The sequence below is a fragment of the Methylomonas sp. 2F7 genome (assembly GCF_057126975.1).
The window spans coordinates 4,114,386-4,136,807 of the sequence record NZ_CP195203.1 but is presented as its reverse complement, the minus strand read 5'-3'; the positions used below and the strand labels follow the sequence as shown (position 1 = coordinate 4,136,807).

At 49.6% G+C, this 22,422-nt stretch carries 24 protein-coding genes, 2 tRNA genes and 1 pseudogene; 22 read left to right on the top strand and 5 right to left on the bottom strand.

The window, feature by feature from the left end; all coding sequences use genetic code 11:
- Positions 1-339: 339 nt before the first annotated feature.
- Entirely contained in the window at positions 340-1,419 is a 1,080-nt protein-coding gene (locus tag ACR64Q_RS18620) for an AI-2E family transporter (protein ID WP_313732671.1), read from the bottom strand.
- 154 nt (positions 1,420-1,573) lie between these two features.
- Here ACR64Q_RS18620 and moaB point away from each other — a divergent pair, with 154 nt between their 5' ends.
- From moaB to ACR64Q_RS18550, 14 genes and pseudogenes are all read left to right on the top strand, one after another.
- Positions 1,574-2,095, top strand: a complete 522-nt coding sequence (gene moaB / locus ACR64Q_RS18615) for a molybdenum cofactor biosynthesis protein B (RefSeq protein ID WP_313732670.1) — start codon at positions 1,574-1,576, stop codon at positions 2,093-2,095.
- On the top strand, positions 2,095-2,466 hold the full coding sequence (locus tag ACR64Q_RS18610) for a DUF423 domain-containing protein (protein WP_313732669.1): 372 nt from the start codon (positions 2,095-2,097) through the stop codon (positions 2,464-2,466). Before moaB ends, ACR64Q_RS18610 begins: the two co-directional genes overlap by 1 nt.
- Entirely contained in the window at positions 2,467-3,009 is a 543-nt protein-coding gene (locus tag ACR64Q_RS18605) for a phosphate-starvation-inducible PsiE family protein (RefSeq protein ID WP_313732668.1), read from the top strand.
- Between the two features lie 3 nt (positions 3,010-3,012).
- Positions 3,013-5,655, top strand: a complete 2,643-nt coding sequence (pepN, locus tag ACR64Q_RS18600) for an aminopeptidase N (RefSeq protein ID WP_313735039.1) — start codon at positions 3,013-3,015, stop codon at positions 5,653-5,655.
- A gap of 49 nt (positions 5,656-5,704) precedes the next feature.
- Positions 5,705-6,298 carry an imidazoleglycerol-phosphate dehydratase HisB gene (gene hisB, locus ACR64Q_RS18595; protein ID WP_020484497.1) on the top strand — a complete coding sequence of 198 codons (594 nt, stop codon included), beginning with the start codon at positions 5,705-5,707 and terminating at the stop codon, positions 6,296-6,298.
- A 47-nt stretch (positions 6,299-6,345) separates the two neighbouring features.
- Positions 6,346-6,987 carry an imidazole glycerol phosphate synthase subunit HisH gene (gene hisH / locus ACR64Q_RS18590; protein ID WP_313732667.1) on the top strand — a complete coding sequence of 214 codons (642 nt, stop codon included), beginning with the start codon at positions 6,346-6,348 and terminating at the stop codon, positions 6,985-6,987.
- Positions 6,988-7,055: 68 nt separating this feature from the next.
- The gene (hisA, locus tag ACR64Q_RS18585; RefSeq protein ID WP_026147134.1) at positions 7,056-7,802 is read left to right on the top strand and encodes a 1-(5-phosphoribosyl)-5-[(5-phosphoribosylamino)methylideneamino]imidazole-4-carboxamide isomerase; all 747 of its coding nucleotides are present in this window, start codon (positions 7,056-7,058) and stop codon (positions 7,800-7,802) included.
- A 25-nt stretch (positions 7,803-7,827) separates the two neighbouring features.
- A complete protein-coding gene (hisF, locus tag ACR64Q_RS18580; RefSeq protein WP_313732666.1) occupies positions 7,828-8,601 on the top strand; it encodes an imidazole glycerol phosphate synthase subunit HisF in 774 nt (257 codons plus the stop codon).
- Positions 8,598-8,984: a phosphoribosyl-AMP cyclohydrolase gene (hisI, locus tag ACR64Q_RS18575; RefSeq protein ID WP_313732665.1), complete on the top strand. Its 387-nt coding sequence runs from the start codon at positions 8,598-8,600 to the stop codon at positions 8,982-8,984. Before hisF ends, hisI begins: the two co-directional genes overlap by 4 nt.
- A gap of 10 nt (positions 8,985-8,994) precedes the next feature.
- A tRNA-Thr gene (locus ACR64Q_RS18570) sits at positions 8,995-9,070 on the top strand.
- Between the two features lie 250 nt (positions 9,071-9,320).
- Complete coding sequence (locus tag ACR64Q_RS18565; protein ID WP_313732664.1) at positions 9,321-10,445, top strand: fatty acid desaturase family protein; 1,125 nt, start codon at positions 9,321-9,323, stop codon at positions 10,443-10,445.
- A gap of 150 nt (positions 10,446-10,595) precedes the next feature.
- Positions 10,596-10,781, top strand: coding sequence for a hypothetical protein (locus tag ACR64Q_RS18560; RefSeq protein ID WP_313732663.1), 186 nt, complete (start codon positions 10,596-10,598; stop codon positions 10,779-10,781).
- Positions 10,782-11,133: 352 nt separating this feature from the next.
- Positions 11,134-11,196: pseudogene (locus tag ACR64Q_RS18555) on the top strand (zinc-ribbon domain-containing protein); the annotation flags it as partial.
- A gap of 54 nt (positions 11,197-11,250) precedes the next feature.
- The gene (locus ACR64Q_RS18550) at positions 11,251-11,598 is read left to right on the top strand and encodes a DUF805 domain-containing protein (RefSeq protein ID WP_026147136.1); all 348 of its coding nucleotides are present in this window, start codon (positions 11,251-11,253) and stop codon (positions 11,596-11,598) included.
- 74 nt (positions 11,599-11,672) lie between these two features.
- Here the strand turns inward: ACR64Q_RS18550 and ACR64Q_RS18545 are convergent, their stop codons facing one another.
- Positions 11,673-11,867 (bottom strand): hypothetical protein, encoded by a 195-nt coding sequence (locus ACR64Q_RS18545; RefSeq protein ID WP_483823393.1) that lies wholly within the window; start codon positions 11,865-11,867, stop codon positions 11,673-11,675.
- A 12-nt stretch (positions 11,868-11,879) separates the two neighbouring features.
- On the opposite strand from ACR64Q_RS18545, the gene ACR64Q_RS18540 reads away from it, so the two are divergent.
- The 6 genes from ACR64Q_RS18540 to ACR64Q_RS18515 all read left to right on the top strand — a co-directional run bounded on the left by ACR64Q_RS18540 (position 11,880) and on the right by ACR64Q_RS18515 (position 17,980).
- Positions 11,880-12,155 (top strand): J domain-containing protein, encoded by a 276-nt coding sequence (locus tag ACR64Q_RS18540; protein ID WP_483823392.1) that lies wholly within the window; start codon positions 11,880-11,882, stop codon positions 12,153-12,155.
- Between the two features lie 798 nt (positions 12,156-12,953).
- Positions 12,954-13,907: a retron St85 family RNA-directed DNA polymerase gene (locus ACR64Q_RS18535; RefSeq protein ID WP_313732660.1), complete on the top strand. Its 954-nt coding sequence runs from the start codon at positions 12,954-12,956 to the stop codon at positions 13,905-13,907.
- Entirely contained in the window at positions 13,894-15,519 is a 1,626-nt protein-coding gene (locus ACR64Q_RS18530) for an AAA family ATPase (RefSeq protein WP_313732659.1), read from the top strand. Before ACR64Q_RS18535 ends, ACR64Q_RS18530 begins: the two co-directional genes overlap by 14 nt.
- A complete protein-coding gene (locus ACR64Q_RS18525) occupies positions 15,503-16,141 on the top strand; it encodes an HNH endonuclease family protein (RefSeq protein WP_313732658.1) in 639 nt (212 codons plus the stop codon). The genes ACR64Q_RS18530 and ACR64Q_RS18525 overlap by 17 nt, the downstream gene beginning before the upstream one ends.
- Before the next feature lie 207 nt (positions 16,142-16,348).
- A complete protein-coding gene (locus tag ACR64Q_RS18520) occupies positions 16,349-16,561 on the top strand; it encodes a hypothetical protein (protein WP_313732657.1) in 213 nt (70 codons plus the stop codon).
- A gap of 1,185 nt (positions 16,562-17,746) precedes the next feature.
- Entirely contained in the window at positions 17,747-17,980 is a 234-nt protein-coding gene (locus ACR64Q_RS18515; RefSeq protein WP_313732656.1) for a hypothetical protein, read from the top strand.
- Positions 17,981-18,110: 130 nt separating this feature from the next.
- Here the strand turns inward: ACR64Q_RS18515 and ACR64Q_RS18510 are convergent.
- The 3 genes from ACR64Q_RS18510 to metG form a co-directional block, all read right to left on the bottom strand.
- Positions 18,111-18,187: transfer RNA gene (locus tag ACR64Q_RS18510), tRNA-Arg, on the bottom strand.
- Positions 18,188-18,340: 153 nt separating this feature from the next.
- Positions 18,341-18,913: an RnfABCDGE type electron transport complex subunit B gene (locus tag ACR64Q_RS18505; RefSeq protein ID WP_313732655.1), complete on the bottom strand. Its 573-nt coding sequence runs from the start codon at positions 18,911-18,913 to the stop codon at positions 18,341-18,343.
- Positions 18,914-18,943: 30 nt separating this feature from the next.
- Entirely contained in the window at positions 18,944-21,013 is a 2,070-nt protein-coding gene (gene metG / locus ACR64Q_RS18500) for a methionine--tRNA ligase (RefSeq protein ID WP_313732654.1), read from the bottom strand.
- Between the two features lie 258 nt (positions 21,014-21,271).
- On the opposite strand from metG, the gene ACR64Q_RS18495 reads away from it, so the two are divergent.
- Both ACR64Q_RS18495 and ACR64Q_RS18490 read left to right on the top strand, forming a co-directional pair.
- Positions 21,272-21,673 (top strand): hypothetical protein, encoded by a 402-nt coding sequence (locus ACR64Q_RS18495; RefSeq protein ID WP_026602353.1) that lies wholly within the window; start codon positions 21,272-21,274, stop codon positions 21,671-21,673.
- Between the two features lie 290 nt (positions 21,674-21,963).
- The gene (locus ACR64Q_RS18490) at positions 21,964-22,212 is read left to right on the top strand and encodes an EexN family lipoprotein (protein ID WP_020484530.1); all 249 of its coding nucleotides are present in this window, start codon (positions 21,964-21,966) and stop codon (positions 22,210-22,212) included.
- The last annotated feature ends 210 nt before the right edge of the window (positions 22,213-22,422 follow it).

The window sequence follows — 22,422 nt, the reverse complement described above, 5'->3', positions numbered from 1 at the left end:
TGCGCCAGGAAATAGGTGTCGTAGTGCCAGCCGATACGGGGTGGCGGTGGTGTGCGTAAAATCATAAAACCTCGATTTTTGCTGGGGTAGTGCTGAATTAATTAAGACGTTTCTTCGGGCTGCCGGAAGGCAATTACAAGAGGAGACGGTAGGAGTACGAGGGGCAAGGTTGCAGTTTTGCTGTCATTGTCGGTCGTTTGTAATCTCACTGCGGTTCGATCACGGCTTCGAATCTACCAGGAAACTGGCGACAATGATAGCAATAACTTACTTTGGCGTATTTCAGTCTAGTGTGGGGCCGGCAATTAGCGTTGGTATTGCAGGTAAATAGCCGGAAAATCAGCTGTCATTCAAGCCGGCTTCGTTGTTTTGTTCCTCGTGTTCGTTACGAATCAGCCAGTCCAGAATCAAGGCATAACTGGTTGCCAGCAAGGTTGGGCCGATAAATACGCCGATAAAGCCGAAGGCCAACAGGCCGCCGAAAATGCCGAATACGATCAACACAAACGGCAATTCCACTTCCCTGCTGATCAATATCGGCCGCAGCCAGTTGTCGATAGTGCCGACGAACAGCAAAAACCACAGTGCGATAAAGATCGCCCAACCGGTCTCGCCTTCCGCCAGCAACCACAAGGCAATCGGCAGCCAGATCACCGTACCCGCTGCGGGAATGATCATCAAAAAGAACGCGATTACGCCCAGCACAAAGGCGTAAGGCACGCCGGCGATGACAAAGCCCAGGATAGAGGCTAGCGCTTGCACCAGCGCGGTACCGAGTATGCCGTATACCACCGCGCGCAGACTGGAACGAACGATGTGCAGGATGCGTTGGGTGCGCTCGCCGGCCAGGCGTTCGACGCCAATTACGACATGTTGGGCTACGTGTTCGCCGTCGCGATAGAAAAAAAACAGCACCAAAATAGCCAGGCCCATATGCATCAGTTCGCCGGCTAAGCCAATCCCCTGTTGCAGCAACCAGCTACTGGCGCCCAAGGCGTATTGCCGGGCCAGATTGACGAGACGGCTGGAGTCTTCGCCGACACTTTGCCAGGCAGCGACAGCGTTGTCGCCGACTACCGGCAACGATTGCAACCAAGCCGGAGGCTCCGGCCACACATGCCGGCTTTGATTAAGCCATTGCAGCAAGTGGTTAATATCTTCGGTAAATGTCAGCGTGGCGGCGACGAACGGCGTCAGCAGCAATATGCCTATCGGCAGGACCATGGCGGTGGCGGCCCAGTTGGCGGTTAGCTTCCAGTCGCGCAAACGCGCATACAGCGGCCAGGTGACAAAACACAGAATGGCCGCCCACAACAAATCGAAAATAAACGGTCTCAACACCTGGTAGCAGGCAAACAGCAGCAGGCACAAGGCGGCCAGACTGGCGATTTTTTCGTAACGGGAAATCTGGATAGGCATGATCGAGTAGACGGCAGCTAACTGAATTGGAATCAATATCCGGAGTTTACGGCATTATCGGTTAAGCCGGTATGACAGCCGGCGAATTAAACAATGCTTGCTTGTGCGGCGGCGCTTTACATAGAATGCGGTAGCCTTTATCTGGAGCCCTGCCGTGAGCGAAGTCCGAGAGTTTATTCCTATCAATATCGCCGTGTTGACGGTATCCGATACACGGACTGAATTAGACGACGTATCCGGGCAAACCTTAGTTACTGGTTTGACCGCGGCCGGGCATAACTTGATCGACAAAAAAATCGTTCCCGACGATATTTACCAAATCCGCGCCGCCGTCAGTCATTGGATCGCCGATCCGCAAGTCAATGCGGTGATTACGACAGGCGGCACCGGCGTGACGGGCCGCGACGGCACACCGGAAGCGATTCTGCCTTTGTTGGATAAGGTGTTGGATGGCTTTGGCGAAGTGTTTCGGATGATTTCCTACCAGGACATCAAAAGCTCAACGATGCAATCACGGGCTATCGCCGGGGTGGCCAACGCCACGTACATATTCTGCGTGCCCGGTTCATCCGGCGCCTGCCGGACTGCCTGGGATTCATTAATCAAGGAACAATTGGATTACCGCACCCGGCCGTGTAATCTGGTGCAACTGATGCCGCGCCTGTTGGAGAAATAATGCGCCCACCTTTTTTATTTCTGGCCGCCGTCGGCGGTTTTATCGGCGTGGCGATGGGTGCATTCGGTGCGCATGGCTTGAAGCATTTATTATCCGAGCATCTGCTGGAAGTTTATAAAACCGCGGTAAGCTACCAGATGTGGCATGTATTGGCCTTGGCCTTGATTGCGGTGTTACCGGAACATAAATTACTGCGAATGGCCGGCTGGTGTTTGGTGGCAGGCGTCGTGCTGTTTTCCGGCAGTCTATACTTACTGGCGATATTCAATATCGGTTGGCTGGGCATGATTACACCGTTTGGCGGCCTGGCCTTTTTAGCGGCATGGGCCTTATTGGCTTATGTGGCTTGGCAGAAAAACCAGGAGCTGTAGATGGACACTAAACCGCCCGTTCGACCTTCCATGCCGCCACCGGCATCCACTCGGCCCGGTGCGACTCGCCGTGACGATACCCACGAAGTAAAAGTGCCGCCGGTTCCGGAAGATGCCATGCTCAAAGTCCTGCACGCGGTGATTCACTTTGCGGTCAGAATATTGGCGGTACTGATGGTGCTGGTGATTTTGTGGGGCGTGGCTGACGTGGGCTACGTGATGTATCAGCGAGTGGTCGCGGCACCATTTTTGATGCTGACGGTCTCCGACATACTGGTGATCTTTGGTTCGTTCATGGCAGTGTTGATCGCGATCGAGATATTTATCAACATCACGCTGTACATTAAACACGACACACTACCGATCAAAATGGTCATAGCCACTGCCTTGATGGCCGTGGCCCGAAAAGTGATCATGCTGGATTTCAAGGATTTGGATCCGGCTTACATTATGGCCATTGCTGCCGTCATCGTGGCATTGGGCCTTACTTACTGGCTGATTTCCTATAAACCGCCACAACCTGTCAAACAAGACGAGCGATAAATGATGCGCGATGCAAGCCCGCAAACTGTTTTCCTGAAAGACTACACCCCACCCGAATATCTGATCGAACAGATTGAACTGAATTTCGATTTGGACGAGCAACACACGCAGGTCCGCTCGACCTTGAGTCTGCGCCGCAATCCGCAAAGCCAGGACAGCAGTACCGCATTGACCTTGCTTGGCGAGGAATTGCAGTTGGTCAGTATCGCGATAGACGGCCAATTGCTGGAGCAAAGCCAGTATGTCCTGGGCGAAGAAGCCTTGGTCGTGCATGAAGTGCCGCAGGATAGGCCGTTTCAGATCGTCATCGAAAATGTCATCAATCCGCAAGCGAACACGGCGCTGGAAGGTTTGTATTTATCCAGCAGCATGCTGTGTACCCAGTGCGAGGCGCAGGGCTTTCGGAAAATCACCTGGTTTTTGGACCGGCCGGATGTGATGAGCCGGTTTAAAACCACGTTGACTGGCGACAAGAGCAAATATCCGGTCTTACTGTCCAACGGCAACAAAGTCGGCCAAGGCGAGCTGGAAAACAATCGGCATTGGGTCAGTTGGGAAGATCCATTCGCCAAGCCCTGCTATTTGTTTGCGTTGGTGGCAGGGCAACTGGAATGCGTGGCGGACGAGTTCATCACGATGAGCGGTCGGCGTATCGCACTCGAGATTTTTGTCGAGAAGCACAATGTCGACAAATGCGCTCACGCGATGCAGTCCTTGAAAAACGCGATGCGTTGGGATGAAGAAACCTACGGTCTGGAATACGACCTAGATTTGTACATGATCGTCGCGGTCGACCATTTCAATATGGGCGCGATGGAAAACAAGGGGCTGAACGTATTCAACACCAAGTTTGTGCTGGCTCGGCCGGATACCGCTACCGACAGCGATTACGAACATATCGAAGGCGTGATCGGTCACGAATATTTCCATAACTGGTCCGGCAACCGGGTAACTTGCCGCGACTGGTTTCAGTTGAGTTTGAAGGAAGGCTTTACCGTCTTCCGCGACCAGCAATTCAGTGGCGATCGCACCTCGCCAGCCGTGAAACGCATAGAAGACGTCAACGCCTTGCGCACTCGCCAGTTTGCAGAGGATGCTGGCCCGCTGGCGCATCCGATTCGTCCGGAAGCTTATATCGAAATCAACAATTTCTACACGCTGACTGTCTATGAAAAAGGCGCGGAAGTGGTGCGGATGCTGCACACCTTGCTGGGTGCGGCCGGTTTCAGAAAGGGCTGTGATTTATATTTTCAACGCCATGACGGTCAGGCGGTAACTTGCGAGGATTTTGTCAAGGCGCTCGAAGGCGCTAATGGCGTGGAATTAAACCAGTTCCGTCTTTGGTATTCGCAAGCCGGTACGCCGGTGTTGACAGTCAGTCAGCAATACAACGCCGAATCGCAACAACTGCATCTGACCATTCAGCAAAGCTGTCCGCCCACACCCAACCAGCCGGTGAAAGCGCCGCTGCATATTCCGGTAAAGCTGGGCTTACTTGCCGCCGACGGTTCGGCTGCGCAGATTCACTGCAACGGTGCCAGCCAGGCGGAAATTACCTTGAATGTCACGGAAGCGGAGCAAACCTTTAGCTTTGATAAGTTGGCACAGCAGCCGGTCGTGTCCTTGCTAAGAGGCTTTTCCGCGCCGGTTACGCTGAAAATGGAGCGTAGCCTGGACGAATTGGCATTTTTGCTGCGGCACGACAGCGATACCTTTAATCGCTGGGAAGCCGGTCAGCAATTGGCGGTGCAGGTGATTTTCAAGCTGATCGACGCAATAGAGTTGGGCCGGCCTTTGCAGTTGGAACCGGTTATCGTCGATGCTTATCGTAGCGTGTTGACCGATAGCAGCGGCGATTTGTCTTATCAAGCACTATTGTTGGCGTTACCGGAAGAAAGTTATTTGTCCGGGCAGATGGCTATCATCGATGTCGAAGCCATCCATCAAGCCCGCGAATTTGTGAAAAAAAACCTGGCCGAGCAATTGCAAGTCGAGTTTAAACAGTTGTACTCGGAACATCATCGGGACGAATCCGGCAGTTTCGACGCCGGTGCAGTGGGGCGGCGGCGTTTGAAAAATGCTTGCTTGAGTTATTTGAGCAAACTGGAAAATGCGGACGTTTATCATATCGCCGAGCAGCAGTTCTACAGTGCCCGGAATATGACCGATCAATTGGCGGCTTTGTCGGCGATTGTGAACAGCAATCATCCGGCCAAGGCCAGAAGTTTGGACAGTTTTTATGTGCAATGGCGGCAAGAAGCGCTGGTTATCGACAAATGGTTTACCTTGCAAGCCACCAGTAGCATGCCCAATACCTTTGCGACCGTGCAGGCCTTGATGAAGCATCCTGCTTTCGATATGAAGACGCCTAACCGCGTGCGTTCCTTGATCGGCGCTTTCAGTCAAGCCAATCCGCTGCACTTCCATGCCCAAAACGGCGAGGGTTATCGCTTCCTGGCCGATCAGGTCTTGGCGCTGAATACCCTAAATCCGCAAATCGCCTCCAGGATGGTGACCGGGTTGGCGCAATGGCGGCGTTATGACGCAGCCCGGCAGGGCTTGATGAAACAGCAATTACAGCGTATCGTCGCTACCGAGCATCTGTCCAAGGATGTTTATGAGATCGCCAGCAAGAGTTTGGCGTAGTTGTCACAATCACGTAAACTAGCGCCGAAATAAGCCATTCGCATCAAGCATGAACCCACGCACCGCCCAGGTTGAGCGCAATACGCTCGAAACCCAGATCAAAGTTTCCATTAATCTCGACGGCAACGGCACAGCCGCGTTTACCACGGGCTTACCGTTTTTGGATCATATGCTGGATCAGATCGCTAGGCACGGCTTGATAGACATTGAAGTCGTGTCGCATGGCGACCTACATATCGATGCCCATCACAGCGTGGAAGACATTGGCATTACGCTCGGTCAAGCCTTTGCCAAAGCGCTGGGCGATAAAAAAGGTATCTATCGTTATGGTCACGCTTATTGCCCCTTGGACGAATCTCTGTCGCGGGTGGTGGTGGATTTCTCCGGCCGTCCCGGCTTGTTTTATCAAGTGGAATTCAAACGCGCGTTCATCGGTAATTTCGACGTGGATTTGTTTAAAGAGTTTTTTCAAGGTTTTGTGAATCATGCCGGTGTGACCTTGCATATCGACAACCTGAAAGGCGGCAATGCTCATCATATTGCCGAAACCGTATTCAAGGCATTCGGCCGGGCCGTGCGGATGGCAATCAGCCATGACGAGCGGATGGCCGGTATCATGCCTTCCACTAAAGGCAGTCTATAATTCCCCCATTTTTCGCCTAGAAACCCCGACCTTGTATCTCTAGTTTTATGTCATCAGTAGCCGTTATCGATTACGGAATGGGAAATCTGCATTCCATTGCCAAAGCGCTTCAACATGCCGATAGCCGGGTAAATGTGCAAATAACAGCCGATGCCTCGGTGATCCGCACGGCCGATCGCGTGGTGTTTCCCGGTGTTGGGGCGATACGCGATTGTATGCAGGCCCTGAACGAGAGTGGTTTGGCGGATGTGATTCGTGACGTAGCGCAAAACAAACCTTTTCTGGGTATCTGCTTGGGTATGCAGGCCTTGCTAACCGACAGCGAGGAAAACGACGGCATTACCTGTCTGAATATATTCCCCGGTCACGCCCGCCGTTTTGCCGATCACATGCTGGATGCCGAGGGTAATGTTTTGAAAATCCCGCATATGGGCTGGAATCAGGTCAAGCAAAACCCGCATCCGCTCTGGCACAATATTCCGGATCATAGCCGCTTTTATTTCGTACACAGCTATTATGCGGCGCCGGACGATTCGCGCGACAGTGTTGCAACGGCCGATTATCCGCAAGCATTTACCTGCGCACTGGCAAAAGATAATAAATTTGCCGTGCAATTTCATCCCGAAAAAAGCCAGACCGTAGGATTGCAGCTATTGCAAAACTTCCTGGCCTGGGATGGGATTGCGTAACTCCCCAACCCTTAGATGTTGGCTTTACTAACCTTTAGACTTAGTGTTTTAACTGTCGAGATTTAAATATGTTGCTGATACCCGCAATTGACTTGAAGGAAGGAAAATGTGTCCGTTTGCGCCAGGGTCGTATGGAAGACGACACCGTATTCTCGGACGATCCGGTGGCTGTGGCCGGGCGTTGGGTAGAGGCAGGGGCAAAACGATTGCACCTAGTCGATTTAGACGGCGCCTTCGCCGGTAAACCGAAAAATGCCCAGGTTATTAACGCCATTGTCCAGGCTTATCCCGATGTGCCGGTGCAAATCGGCGGCGGCATCCGTGACGAAGACACCATCCAGGCCTATTTAGAGGCCGGCGTACAGTACGTAATTATCGGCACCAAGGCCGTCAGCGAACCGCATTTTGTCCGCGACGTATCGATTGAATTTCCTGGTCATATCATCATCGGTCTGGACGCCAGAGACGGCAAAGTAGCGATAGATGGCTGGTCGAAACTGTCTCGCCACGACGTGATCGACCTGGCGCAAAAATTTGAGTCCAACGGCGTCGCCGCCATTATCTACACCGATATTTCCCGCGACGGCATGATGCAAGGCGTCAATGTCGAAGCGACCGCCAAATTGGCGCGTTCGGTGCATATTCCGGTCATCGCCTCGGGCGGCATTACCAATTTGGACGACATTCGCGCCCTCGGCGAAGTAGCTCACGAAGGTATCATGGGCGCTATTACCGGGCGGGCCATCTACGAAGGTACGCTGGATTTTGCCGAAGGCGAAAAACTAGCCGAGTCTTTCGGCGGAGCCGATGTCTGAGCTATTAGCCGGTAAATCGTAAACAATGAGCTTAGCCAAACGTATTATTCCCTGCCTGGATGTCGATAACGGCCGCGTAGTTAAAGGCGTGAAGTTCGTGGATATCCGCGATGCCGGCGACCCGGTGGAAATTGCCCGTCGCTACGACCGCGAAGGGGCGGATGAAATCACTTTTTTAGACATCACCGCTACCCACGACAACCGCGACACCATCGTCCATGTGGTCGAGCAAGTGGCCAGCGAAGTGTTTATTCCGCTGACCGTGGGCGGCGGCATCCGGGTGTTGGAAGATATTCGCCGCATGCTCAATGCCGGTGCGGACAAAGTGGGTATCAACAGCGCTGCGGTATTTAGGCCGGAATTCGTCAAGGAAGCCGCTGAAAAATTCGGCTCGCAATGCATCGTAGTGGCCATCGACGCCAAGAAAGTCAGTCAGGAAGGCGAGGAAAACCGCTGGGAAATTTTTACCCACGGCGGCCGCAAGCCAACCGGCATTAATGCGGTGGAATGGGCCGTGAGAATGAAAGACTACGGGGCCGGCGAAATTTTGTTGACCAGTATGGACCGCGACGGTACCAAATCAGGGTTCGATCTGGCTTTGACCCGTGCCATCAGTGAAGCGGTCAGCATTCCGGTCATCGCCTCCGGCGGTGTCGGCAATCTCGACCATCTAGCTGACGGTATCATCGAAGGTAAGGCCGATGCGGTCTTGGCTGCCAGTATTTTCCACTTTGCCGAATTTACTATAGAGCAGGCCAAGAAGCATATGCAAGCCAGAGGCATAGAGGTGCGTTTATGAGCGTCGCTTGGCTGGAAGAAATCCAGTGGACCGAAGACGGTTTGGTGCCGGTCATCGCGCAACTGCACGATAGCGGACGCGTGGTGATGTTTGCCTGGATGAACCGCGAATCGCTGGCCTTAACGGTTGCCGAAGGTTATGCGGTATATTGGTCTCGCTCCCGCCAGCGTTTGTGGCGCAAGGGCGAAGAGTCCGGTCATCGGCAAAAGGTTATCGATATACAATTGGATTGTGATGCCGACGTAATATTGCTTAAAATTGAGCAGGAAGGCGGTATCGCCTGCCATACCGGCCGGGAAAGCTGTTTTTTTCGTAGTCTAACAGACGGCGAATGGCACGCCACCGAGCCTGTGCTGAAAGACCCCAAAGCCATCTACAAATAGATAATCATACGCCGGCATAGCTCAGCAGGTAGAGCAGCGCACTCGTAACGCGAAGGTCGTAGGTTCGATTCCTATTGCCGGCACCATTAAAATCAACCCATTACCTTTTTTAAAATTTGCAAAAGTTGCCTCGTTACACTCACGTGCAAAGCGCCGGGAAGTTTGAGAAAGCAGGCAAAAATACTGATGGTGTATAGACTTATGCCATCTTGCCCAGCCAGTCAATTTGTCTAAGCGTCGGCTGGTTTTTAGCACCTTCCGGAGCCTTCCAATCCTGACTTTTTTATCCGAAGGAATCCAACATCCTTCCCTTGCACTTTACAGAGACAACACATTTTGAGTTTAAATAGTTACCAGTCGGTTGATCGCGAGCAATTAGCCAAAGACATCAGTCAAATCCACAAACAAGCGTTAGCGGATATTGGTCCCGCAGATTTCGACCACTTAAAAAAGGTGGAACGTTGGGGAAAGGTTTGTTCGCTCATCGGCTACGCTACCGCCTGGATTTTTCCCAATCCGATTTCCGCGTTGTTGATCAGTCAAGGTAGTTTTTCCCGCTGGACCGGGGTAGGCCATCCCATCGTGCATAAAGCCTTCGATAAAATGCAGGACGTGGATAAAAATTACACCAGCAAGAAGTTTGCAAAGGGTTGGCGGCGGTTTTTGGATTGGCCGGATTGGATGACGCCGGCCGGCTGGCATCACGAACATGATTTATTGCATCATTACAACTTGGGTGAAGAAACCGACCCCAACAATGCCCAGCACAACATGGAATGGTTGCGGCAATCCAAACTGCCCATGTGGCAACGCTATGCCATCGTGGCGTTTTTTTCCGGTATCTGGAAAATCATTTATTACACACCGCGCACGCATAAAGAATTAGTTTTAAATGCCGCCCGCCTGCAAGGTAAGCCCAAGCCGGAAACCACGCGTATCGGCGCCTGGAGCCTATTTACGCCCCAAGGTAAGGCGTTGTGGCTGCAAAGTGTGTTGCCTTATACGGCCTATCGGTTTGTGTTGTTACCGTTACTGTTCTTACCGTTGGGCAGCTTCGCTGTTGTCAGTGTGTTGATCAACTCCATTCTGGCGGAAATTCTCACCAATATGCACAGCTTTTTGGTGATGATCCCCAATCATGCCGGCGACGACGTGATGATGTTCGATGAAAAATCGCATAGCAAGGGAGAGTTTTATCTGCGGCAGATTTTGGGTTCGGTCAACTACCCAACCGGCTCCAATTTCAACGACTTTTTCTACGGCTGGTTGAATTATCAAATCGAGCACCATTTATGGCCGGATTTGCCGCTAAGCCAATACCAAAAGTTGCAGCCGCAAGTGAAAGCGCTGTGCGAAAAGCATAATATTCCATACTGCCAGGAATCGGTATTTAAACGCATGTTGAAAGCAGCGGATATTATGGTTGGCAAAACCTCAATGCTGAAGCCGGCGGTTGTTTAATACGTCCAGCGCAAGTTACTTAAATAACCACTGAATCAAAATAACGTTTTAGGCAATTAGCCTATTTGATCCCTGGTCATTGGCGATACGCGCTAATTTATGTCAATGCAGTTAATCTGCCCACACACGAGTGTAATCAACGAAAATACTATGAGCGACATCAGAGATACCAAACCCGAACCCATCGCAGCAAAACCAAACTGGAATTACGACTCGTATTTTCTAGCCCAACTTGAACGCATCAATCAGCAGTCGGCTAGTAAGCAGCCGAAAAAGCGCGTTGCCGAGCAGACTCCGAAAGACGACGCCGACACAGTCGACGAACAGAATAAATAGTTTATCCGCGTAAACCGCGCAATACGGTTTAGTCTGCTTATGCCGCCTATTAGCGGACAGGACTACCAGCCGTTTTTTTAAACTAATTTAGGCGAGCTCCCACCTGATTTTTCTGAATCTACCGTCTCTTGCAAAGTGGCGACAAACTTGCTGAGGTTGTACGTTCTCTATTTGCCGGGATTTGTTGGGTTACCGGTGTGCAGCGCCAGGATGGTAGTCGGCCAGCATTGCCAAAGGCTTTATCCCTATCGTCAAAGCGGCTAAACGAAACTGAATGAAAATGTGCGAACGGGCTACACATTTTTCTATATCGCAGTAATATCGTTACTTAAAAATTCTGTCGGAGAGCAAAATGTACTGCCCAAATTGTGGAAAGCAAAATCCGGATAATGCGAATTTCTGCCTTGAGTGTGGCGCAGCCATGCAATCGAATAACGGCTATCGCGGGCCAGTAACTAACGGACGGGACATGACGTTTACCGAATCGGTGTCCGGTTGTTTTGCGAAGGCATTTGTTTTTACAGGTAGAGCCTCGAGAGCCGAATACTGGTGGTTCGCGCTTTTCACGCTATTGGTATCGATGATAGCGGGGATCATAGATCAATCGGCCTACGGCGAGCCGGCAACCGTCACGGCAATCACCAACTTGGTTATTCTATTTCCTTCGCTGGCTGTTAATATCCGCCGATTACACGATACCGGGCATAGCGGCTGGTGGTATCTGATTATTCTGACCATCATCGGCATCATCCCGTATGTCATCTGGATGGTGTCAAAAGGCGATGACCGTGCGAACGAGTACGGGGCGCCTGTTTAACGCCCTCATCGTTTTAAATTTCGTCGATCAGTCAATTAGCCGGGATGATGACCAAGATTGCGTTGTTCGCATCGCTAATATTGAACATTATTTTGGTCGGGCTTCTTGTCTGCAATGCCAGAAAAACTCGACGCAAACATCAAAATCAAAAACAGCCCACCCTTAGAACGCCTGCCAATGTAAGGACAATTTCCTGTCCATCCTGCGCGCAGCACATCAAATTTACCTTGCCCATCGAAGGTAACAAAGCGCGATGCCGAAAGTGTCATGCACAATTCAAATTGGACATCGACGAACATCGCAATGTGTATATAACCGAAATAAAACTGCCTGAAGACGAGCAACACATCAAATCTTTGGCGGATTGTTATTTAATTCTTGGCCTGACGGCTGAAGCCCTACCGATAGACATCAAAGCGGCATACAAAAAGAAAATTTCCGAATACCACCCGGACCGCGTCGGCGTGTTTGGCGCAAAAATCAAACAACTCGCCGAGGAAGAAACCCGACAAATAAACGCCGCCTACGCCATTCTGCAAGAGCAGGGCATGGTGTGACATTGTCAAACCGAGTTCAGGCGACAACCGCTAAACGATTTTGAGTGGCTTAACATTGGCGTGTAAACATAACCAGCGGTACAGCGATTAACAAACGCCGAAATCATCCTATGCCGAGTCTATTCATTGTTGATGAATGCGTGCGAGCGAATACACTAGCTGGCGGCGTAGCATATCTGTCAGATATGGATTTCAATCAAATCAGGGGCTGAGCGTCACAGCATCGTATTTCCACTATTGGGGTAAAGCCAAGCCAGAAGCCGATGACGGTCCGGTTTACCATTGTGTGGATGTGGTGGTGGAGTGGAAATTGTTTAAGTTACTGACCGGCAACGATGGTTCACTGAAGTTGCGTATTTCGACCCTTTGCGGCCTGAGACGCTCCTTGTTATCAGTCAACAATCGGGCCGAAAGCTGACATTGATTTTGAGGTAAAAGACTGTAATCAACCATTTCGCAAGTAACATTATCTCGTTAATCGAAGCTACGCGTGCCAATCTTTCTTTGGAGCATACTAGAGGTTTAACTATCATAATTGCTGACAAGAGAAGACTCCTATAAAATTAGTGAGATCTCTTTAGCGAATTGAACTAATGATCAATTATTAGTTTAGTCGGGCGTTTAGCCAGACTCCAATTTATTGAGTACTTTTAGGGGCGCGGAAGCTGTTTTTCGCGCTTCTTCCGCTCATAGCTCCAGAATCGCGAAAAACAGCTTCCGCTTTATCAATGTAAAGAGATTGAATAAGGCTTTAACGAGCTTTTCTCGTTAAAGCCTTATACTTCTACAGGACAATTGATGCAAATTCTTCAATTCTTGCGCAAAGAATTATCCGTTACAGAACGAGAAATAAAATCCTTTGTAGTTTCTGCTCCCAAAAAATATAAAGTTTATACTATCCCAAAAAAGTCGTCTGGCACACGAGTTATCGCGCAACCAGCTAGGCGATTGAAAGATTATCAGCGGTGCTTGATTAAACTTCTTGAAACGAAACTACCGATTCATGATGCTGCATTTGCCTATAAAAAAAATATAGGCATCAAAGAAAATGCTGAACGGCATAAGAAGTCAAATTATCTGTTGAAAATGGATTTTCAAAACTTTTTTTATAGTATTTCGCCAAAGCTATTTTTCGCAGTTTTAAAAAATAATAATATTGAACTTACGACAGAAGACAGGTACTTGTTAGAGAAAATCTTGTTTTTTAATCCAAGCAAAAAAACTGGCGGCAAGCTAGTTTTAAGCATCGGTGCACCGAGCTCTCCATTAGTCTCGAACTTCATAATGTATTTTTTTGATGAAAGTATTAGCAAAGCATGCGTCAATTTAGATGTGGCTTATACTCGTTATGCAGATGACCTAACTTTCTCAAGCAACGCTAAAAATGTTTTATTTGCAATTCCTGCAATGGTCAAGAAAACACTGAGAGATCATTTCAATGGCGCTATTACAGTGAATGAAGTAAAGACTGTTTTCTCGTCTAAGGCTCATAACAGGCATGTAACAGGAATAACTATTACTAACGAGAACAACTTATCGATTGGACGGCAAAGAAAACGTTATATATCTTCGTTAATTCATCGGTTTTCAATCAATCAATTGGACAACGAAGATGTAAAATATTTACAAGGACTACTTGCCTTTTGCCTAAATGTAGAGCCAGATTTTGTTGAGCGTATGAAGAAAAAATATTCCACAGAAGTTTTGTCTGCAATACAGATTGAGGCTAGGAAAACTAATGAAAAAAAATAGCTCAATAAGAGCCCTTGAGAATAAAGCGAGTAAAGGTGATCTCGAGGCGCTTTTTCAATTAGGTGAATCTTATTTACAAGGCAAAAGTGTAGAAATTGACACGGTTATTTCCAGTCAATATTTTGATAAATTTATTGAGGCATTCAGAGAGCCTAAGCTGATAATATCCTCGTTAAAAATAATTAACTTTCGCGGATTCATAGAGACGGAAGAAATTAAGCTGTCTGGCTCTAAAACAATCGTGTTTATCGGTAACAATGGGGCAGGTAAAACAGCCCTATTGGACGCAATTGCTAAAACATTAACATGGTTGCGTATGTATCTGGTCAGTCATGATGGAAAGGGGCAGGAAATTGATTCGTTGTTTGATATTAATAATTCATCCGCTGAAAGTTACGCCTCTATCATTTGCAGATTTAATTTGCTTAACGCGACGTATAATGTTGAGCTATCAAAAGCAAGAGATGGTAGTAATGTCAAAAGAAGCGGGCAAATTCAAAAAGTTAAACTATTGGCGAGCTTTTATAAATTAGCAAGATCGAGAAATCCACAATTCGATTTCCCTATATTAGCCTATTATGCTGTTGACAGAACCGTTGATTTAAAACGCCGGCAGCTAATTCAAGCCAGTGAAATTATTAATCCGATAATGGCTACACAACTTTCCGCCTACGACAATTCGCTTAACGGTTCCGCTGATTTTAAAACCTTTTTTCAGTGGTTTAAGGATTTGGACGACATCGTCAACTCCGAAAACCAACTCAATCAGGAGGTTTTGGTTGCTATTGCCAAGCTGGAGGCTGAATTGGATAGCGATTTGATTAGGCAAATGGAGCAACAGGCACAGTTGGATGAAAATACTAGAAAAGTATTAACTAATTTTAAAAATACAAAGCAAAAGGAAATTGATGAGCTTAAATCAAGTTTTAAAAAAACTGTGCCAGTTCTCGCCAAAAAAATTATTGCCAATGTAGCTAATGCTATTTATCAATTCTTGCCAGAGTTTAGTGATTTGCGCATCCAGCGTTTGCCGAATCTTGATTTGTTAGTCACAAAAAACGAAGTTCCTCTAAGTATTCATCAATTGTCACATGGCGAAAAAACCTTATTGGCATTAATTTCCGATATCGCCCGACGCCTAGTGATATTGAACCCATCATTAAGCAATCCATTATTGGGTAATGGTATTATTCTGATTGATGAAATTGAATTGCACCTACATCCTAATTGGCAGCGCGCCGTGATAGGAAAGCTGAACAAAACCTTTCAAAATTGCCAGTTTATATTGACCACCCACTCGCCAATCGTTATTAGCGAATCCTGCGATTTAATATGTTATTCGCTTGAGAACGGTGTGGTACAAAAACTTGAAAATCTATACGGCATGGATGTCAATCAAGTTTTACTGCAAGAAATGGATGCAGATATTCGCAATGCCGAAATTCAAAGCGCTTTCGATAATTTGCGCGACAAGTTACAAGATGGAGATGTAGGTAGCGCGAAAAAATTGATTGCTGAACTTGAACAAAAAATCGCAATTGATCATATAGAACTCAATAAAGCGAGATTGCTGATTAGGCGCTTGGAGGTTCAACGTGCGGCAGATCGTTAAAGTTGAAGGAAGGGAACCGGAAGAGCTGGCCGTTTGGAAAAGAGCTAATCCTCACGGCCGTTATCATGAGTTGGACCACAGCAGTCAAGGTAAATTAGCCCGACAAGCCATCCGCCGCGACGCAATCAAAGAACAATTCGGTTTGTGTGGTTATTGTTGCAAATGTATAAATTTGGAACATAGCACCAACGAACACGTTATCAGTCAGCAAGTCGATCAAAATCAAACACTGAATTTTGCCAATATCATCGCGTCTTGCGATAAGAAAAATCGCTGTAACCAAGCCCGCGGCACCAAAGAACTAACATTAACGCCGCTAATGCCGGAATGCGAAATCGAATTAAAGTTCTACCCATCCGGTAAAGTGAAAGGCAAAACGGAACGCGCTTCTGAAGTCATTGAGGTTCTTGGGTTGGACAAGAGAGCGATTCGGGAAGAGCGTAAACAATTGGTGGATGCACTTATTTACAATACAGGTTCTGAACCAGACGATTTAGAGCTATTAGGTGTCGATTTGCTGAACGACCTGGTTAGTATACTGGATCAGCCAGATGAATCAGGGATTTTGCCGCCTTACAGTCCTGCTTTAATAAATATCATTAGAGGATTTCTGAGTAATTAATGAGTTATTTCTTCGAAACAAAGGAAGCGTTAATAATTCATTGGCGAAGGTGCGTTGCGAGTTTTGTTAAAGGGTTAATAGCTCTACATCTAAACTCTAGGAACCAATTTCGACACTTAAATAAACCAAAATCCAGCTGAATTTCTGAGTTCAACTTTTTTTTTGCTAGAAAGGGCCTCTTTGCAGTCATTGATAAACGTTGGCTCTATGGCAGGTCATGCCCAGTCGGCGATGTTGATGGGTTTCGATTGGAATGCGCTTGTTGGTCAAGAGCGCCAGCATTTTTCGGTAAAGCTGAAATGGGTCCCATCCGATTTCAGCGCGAAAAATTTGCTGGCAGTTTATGCCTTCGGCGCCCCGATTCGTCCGCGTCACCTCGTTCCGACCCAACCAGGGGTCGAAACATCGGCTCTCGCATGACTTAACGCCGTGTCGCGATGCCTTGCAGGTTTTCTCCGCTTCGCTGCGAAAACCCGCCCGGCGCTACGGCTATCGGGGACTAAAAATCTTCACTTCGCTAACGCTCCGTTTCCAAGATTTTCAGCGTTTGACATTGGAATCGGTGGCGGATTTCATCGGAATACTCAAGCTGCAAAAACTCATGCTTTGCATGGTTTACAGCAAAAAGCCGCCCAAAAAGGCGGAAAAATCCGGCTTCAGTTCCGTCAATTTCACAGGGGAACTGCAATCACCGACCCTGATAAATTCCGTTAAACCCTTTTTGGCGACCTGGATTGGGCCAAGGCCTCAGATTACGGCTGGCTGATAGTAATACAACCGGGCAACGGGTAGTTTTTGGGGGTGTGTTCCAACGCTTTGTGGGGGCTTACAGAGGGTTTGTCGGTGCGCACAAGCGTTTCGGAGGTGCCGACGCGCGTTCTGTGGATGCCCCCAAACGGTCTGTGCGTGCGTCCAGACCTGTCGGGAGTGCCGCCAAACGTTTCGGGCGTACATCCGAGCCTGCCGTGCGTGCGCTAGAATGCTTCGTAGGTACGCTCGAACCTTCTGTGGTTGCCCATAAAGGCTTCGGAAGTGTCGCTGTTTCCGGATTGATTTTGCTCGTACCGTGAATAAGAAATGAACTTAAACCGGCGATAGGCGCTTTTTTACCGGCGGGGTATGCGGTTTGGATGGCCGACGCAACCAGCAAACCCCTGTCTAGCGATTGATTGGCGCCGACTACTTACTTTGTCACTTGAAGAAGGACTGTTCGACAGGCTCCCACGGATATTATTCAGTCTAAGCTGCTATTTCTGAGCGGCTTGCGGGCAGGTAAATTGCTAAAATGGCGCGTTGGCAGGCAGAAGTGGTCGAGCCCTGCTTTAACCTGGATCCCTTATTCATACCTGGAGTCGGTCACGCAACGGGGGTATCGAATGGTGATGTGGTGTAGTGGTATGTTGATTGAGCGCATCCGTATCAGGTGGCGTATTGGTGCCGGTATTCGTTGATTCGGTTTGTATTGGCTCGGTTCCCCGGGATTAGAAGAGGAATTTATATGATGTTGCAGCAAGGCTTCGCCGAAGTTAACAGGGTCGATGCGCCGGATATGGTGGCCTTAAGCGGCCGCAAATGCCGCGGATTTGCTGTTGTCATTAACTTGATATGAACAATATTCCCCCCAAACGCGGTCTGGGCCGCGGGCTTGAAGCTTTATTAACCGATATGCCGGCTAAACCGGTAACGGATAAACAAAGGATTAAGGCTGATGCAGTGCCGGTGCGAGCCGTCCGCCAAGAAAATAGCCATTTGCTTCAAGAAGCCGAAGCTTTAAAGACCATGTTGGAGGAGCTTGAAAACGTGTTGAGTGACTTCAACCCGGATTCGCCTACATATTAGTCTTTAAATATCGTCGCTCCAGCGACTATATTGGATTTCCGCCTTCGCGGGAATGACAACAGAGTATTTGGTACTGGAGCTTTCTAGGCACCATGATACGCAGGGTCAAGATACGGTAGGAAACATCAAATGGCGCGCCCGAGAGGATTCGAACCTCTGGCCTCAGCCTCCGGAGGGCTGCGCTCTATCCAGCTGAGCTACGGGCGCAATGTGATTTGCGGTCAAGCGGTGTAGGCTTTTTACCTTAATCCTGAAAACCTAAGAGGATTTACTTTCAGGATATATAACGGCTACTGGGCCGAATCGGGTAAGCGCGCCATTATAAGATTAAATGCCGTTAAAGTCATCGCCAATCCGGGTTTAAACGGCGGATTTTCCTTTATTGAGTTTTGCCAGCAGTTGTTTTTGCCGATTCAGCCGTTCGGATTTTTCCGCTTCCGCTCTGGCTTGGCGCCGGTTTTTGGCTTGGTGGCGCTGTCTGGATTGGTCCGCATTAGCGGTGGTCCATTCGCTGTTTGCAGGGATTATGCTGATGCAGTTGACCGGGCAGGGGGCGATGCATAATTCGCAGCCGGTACACAAGGCGGCGATGACGGTATGCATATGCTTGGACGCGCCGAGGATGGCGTCGGTGGGGCAAGGCGGCAGGCATTTGGTGCAGCCTATGCAGGCGGCCTCGTCTATCACGGCTACGTGTAGCGGGTGCTGGACACCGAATGCCGGATTCAAAGGCTTGGCGGGTACTTTTAATAAATCGGCCAGCAACTGGATGCCTTGGTCGCCGCCCGGTGGGCACTGGTCTATGTCCGCTAGACCGTTACTGATGGCTTCCGCATAAGGCCGGCAACCCTGATAGCCGCATTTGCGGCATTGGGTTTGCGGTAGTAGTGCGTCGATTTGGTCGGCTAGCGATGTCTCGTTTAGCGCGCTCATTGCCAATTAATCAATCTCCACGGCTTTGCGTTATTTAACCCGCATGCCAGGCTGTGCGCCTTGGTCCGGCGATAGCACCCAGATGTCTTTGCCGCCGGGGCCTGCCGCCAGCACCATGCCTTCCGAGGTGCCGAAGCGCATTTTGCGCGGCTTTAGATTTGCCACTACCACGGTCAGTTTGCCTTCCAGCTCTTCCGGTGCGTACGCTGATTTGATGCCGGCGAAGATGTTGCGGGTTTCACCGCCCAGATCGACGGTCAGTTGCAGCAGTTTTTCCGCACCTTCCACCGATTCGGCTTTGACGATACGGCCGATACGCAAATCTATTTTGGCGAAATCTTCGATCTCTATCGCTTCGGCAATGGGTTCGGAGATGGCTTTTGCCACTTGCTCGGGATTGGTTTCCACTGCGGCAGCTTGTTTGACTGGTTTGGCTATAACCGGTGGCGTCTTTTCCAGATTTTCTTTGGAGGCCTCTACAATCGCGGCGATTTTGTCCGGTTCTACCCGGGTCATCAACGGTATGAAGCTGTTGATTTTATGGTCGAGCAGCGGTTGAGCATCGCTCGGCCAGCTTTGTGCGGGAATGTTCAAAAAGCTTTCGGCGTTGTTTGCCAGCGTCGGAATCACCGGGCGCAGATAAGCTACCAGCATCCGAAACAGATTCACGCCCATGCTGCACACGGCATGCAACTCGGCGTCTTTGCCTTCTTCCTTGGCGATCAGCCAAGGCTTTTTCTCGTCGATGTACTGATTAGCTTTGTCGGCCAGCGCCATGATTTCCCGCATCGCTTTACCGAACTCACGGCTTTCGTAAAGATCGGCGATGGTGCTGTTGGAGTCGACAAACTGTTGGAATAAGGCCGGTTCCGCGCATTCCGCCGAAAGCATACCGTCGAAACGTTTGGCGATAAAACCGCTGCATCTGCTGGCGATGTTGACCACTTTACCGACCAGGTCCGAGTTAACCCGTTGGCTGAAGTCGTCGAAGTTTAAATCAATGTCATCCACGCCGGCGCTGAGTTTGGCGGCGAAGTAATAACGCAGATATTCCGGATTCAGATGGTCCAGGTAAGTGCGGGCCTTGATGAAAGTGCCGCGTGACTTGGACATTTTTTCGCCGTTCACGGTCAAGAAGCCGTGGGCAAAGATTGCGCTGGGCGTGCGGAAGTCGGCGCCGTGCAGCATGGCCGGCCAGAACAGCGCATGGAAATAAATGATGTCCTTGCCGATGAAGTGATACAGCTCGGCGGTGCTGTCTTTTTGCCAAAAGCTGTCGAAGTCCAGGCCTTGCCGGTCGCAGAAGTGCTTGAAGCTGGCCATGTAGCCGATGGGCGCATCCAGCCAGACGTAAAAATACTTGCCCGGTGCGTCCGGGATCTCGAAGCCGAAATACGGCGCATCGCGGGAGATGTCCCATTGCTGCAAGCCGTTCTCCAGCCATTCCGCCATCTTGTTGCTGACTTCCGGTTGCAAGTGGCCGGCAGTGGTCCAGTCGCGTAACATCTCGGCGAAATGGCCCAGCTCGAAAAAGTAATGCTCGGAGTCTTTTTCGATGGGGCGTTCGCCGGAAATGGCGGAGACGGCGTTTTTCAGTTCGGTAGGCGAATAGGTCGCGCCGCAGGCTTCGCAGCTGTCGCCGTATTGGTCGGCCGCGCCGCATTTCGGGCATTCGCCCTTGATGAAACGGTCCGGCAGGAACATGTTTTTGACCGGATCGTAAGCCTGGGTGATGCTGCGTTGGCTGATGTGGCCGCCGTCGCGCAGGCGCTTGTAGATCAGCGCGGAGTATTCTTTATTTTCCGCGGAATGGGTGCTGTGGTACTGATCGAAAGCGACGCCGAATTCCTGGAAGTCGGCACGGTGCTGCTTTTCCACATCCGCAATTAATTGTTCCGGAGTAATGCCTTCCTTGTCGGCGCGTAGCATGATCGGCGTACCGTGGGTGTCGTCGGCGCAAACGTAATAGCAATTGTGCCCGCGCTGTTTCTGGAACCGCACCCAGATGTCGGTTTGGATGTATTCGACGAGATGGCCCAAGTGGATAGGGCCGTTGGCATACGGTAAGGCGCTGGTAACAAGGATTTTTCGGTTAGACATGGGGTTAAAACAGCCTGGGAAAATGAGGGCGGATTATGGCATAAATCGCCAGGGCTTTCATGGTTTGGGCGGCGCTTTGCCGATTGCTTGCGTGTGGCACAGATGTGGGGGCGAGGGATGTTTGGTAATAGGGATCAGTAAGGTACAATCCCAATCAAGCCTCCAGCTTAAGCGCTATACCGTCCGGCATGGCATACTAAAGTCGGATAGGCCTTAGCCCTTTTTGAACCACTTAAACTTATAAGAAGAGGTAACATCATGAGAAAAACGTTGTTTCTGGCCATCGCGATGCTGGCTTCCGGTACTGCTGCGGCGGCTACCGATCATTATCTGTTGCGCGACGGCAATCATGTGCAGCATTTGAAGGTCACGACCTTAGGTAAAGAAATTAACGCCACGGTGGATGTGGATTTCGAACCCAATCCCGACGAAGCCGGCAAGCACGCCTGTTCCGCAACGGTATCCGATGAAGCTAAGAGCGTCGGCGAAAACGAATTGGTATTGAAAAAACACATTGAGGGCGAAGCACGCTCTTGCTCTGTGAAAATTCATTTGACGCCTAACGGTGCCAAATTGGAGCAATCGGAGGAATGCACTTACTTCGCGGCCGGTATTTGCAGTTTCTCCAGCAATGGTAAGGAACTGGTCAAAATCAAATAAATTCCTGGCGCAATGGCTTCGGCTGATTGCGCCGTTTTTTATTTTTCTCCTCGGGTTTGCCAGGACTGGCAGCTTGCCTTTTTAATAGCTATTGTTAACGCTTTTCATCAGTTGCTCGCATGGTTGGTTTTCAAAAATTGTGTGATATGCCGCACTGTAGAGACATATTGTCGCGCGGCAATCGGCCACATTTTAAACGTTAGGATTCTTTGCTAGATTATCGCCAGCTCATGCGGGTTTGCATGGGCTTTAATCGTCCCCCCGATAATCGAGAAGCCAAGGAGTTTTTTATGAAAAAAGCACACATGATGATAGTAGCCGCAGCTGTTGCCGCGCTGGGTTTGACCACTGCGTTGAATGTTACTAATGCTAATGAAGCGGCTGGCGAGGATGTCAAAACCGTCGCCTGGTACGTAGCCAACATTAAGGAGGCGCGGGCCCAAAACCAAGCCTGTCACGATGATCCGGCTATTCAAGGCAGCGCCAATTGCGCAAATTCCTTGCACGCGTTGGAAATTACCTTTAAAGGCGGCAACTGAGACCTGGTTTGGTCTGGCTTTTACCCATTAAACCATCTGGTTCGGCAGCTTGCCGGCTAAGACTTGCTAACCCTGCCCTTAAATATCGTCGCTCCTGCTCTCGCGGGAATGACGAATCCAGTGAATTTAAGAGCCGGGTTAATAGATGGTTTTGATCGGTTTGGCCTGGTCCGAGGTGATTGTTTTTGGCGGGCACTTCCGCCTGTTTTG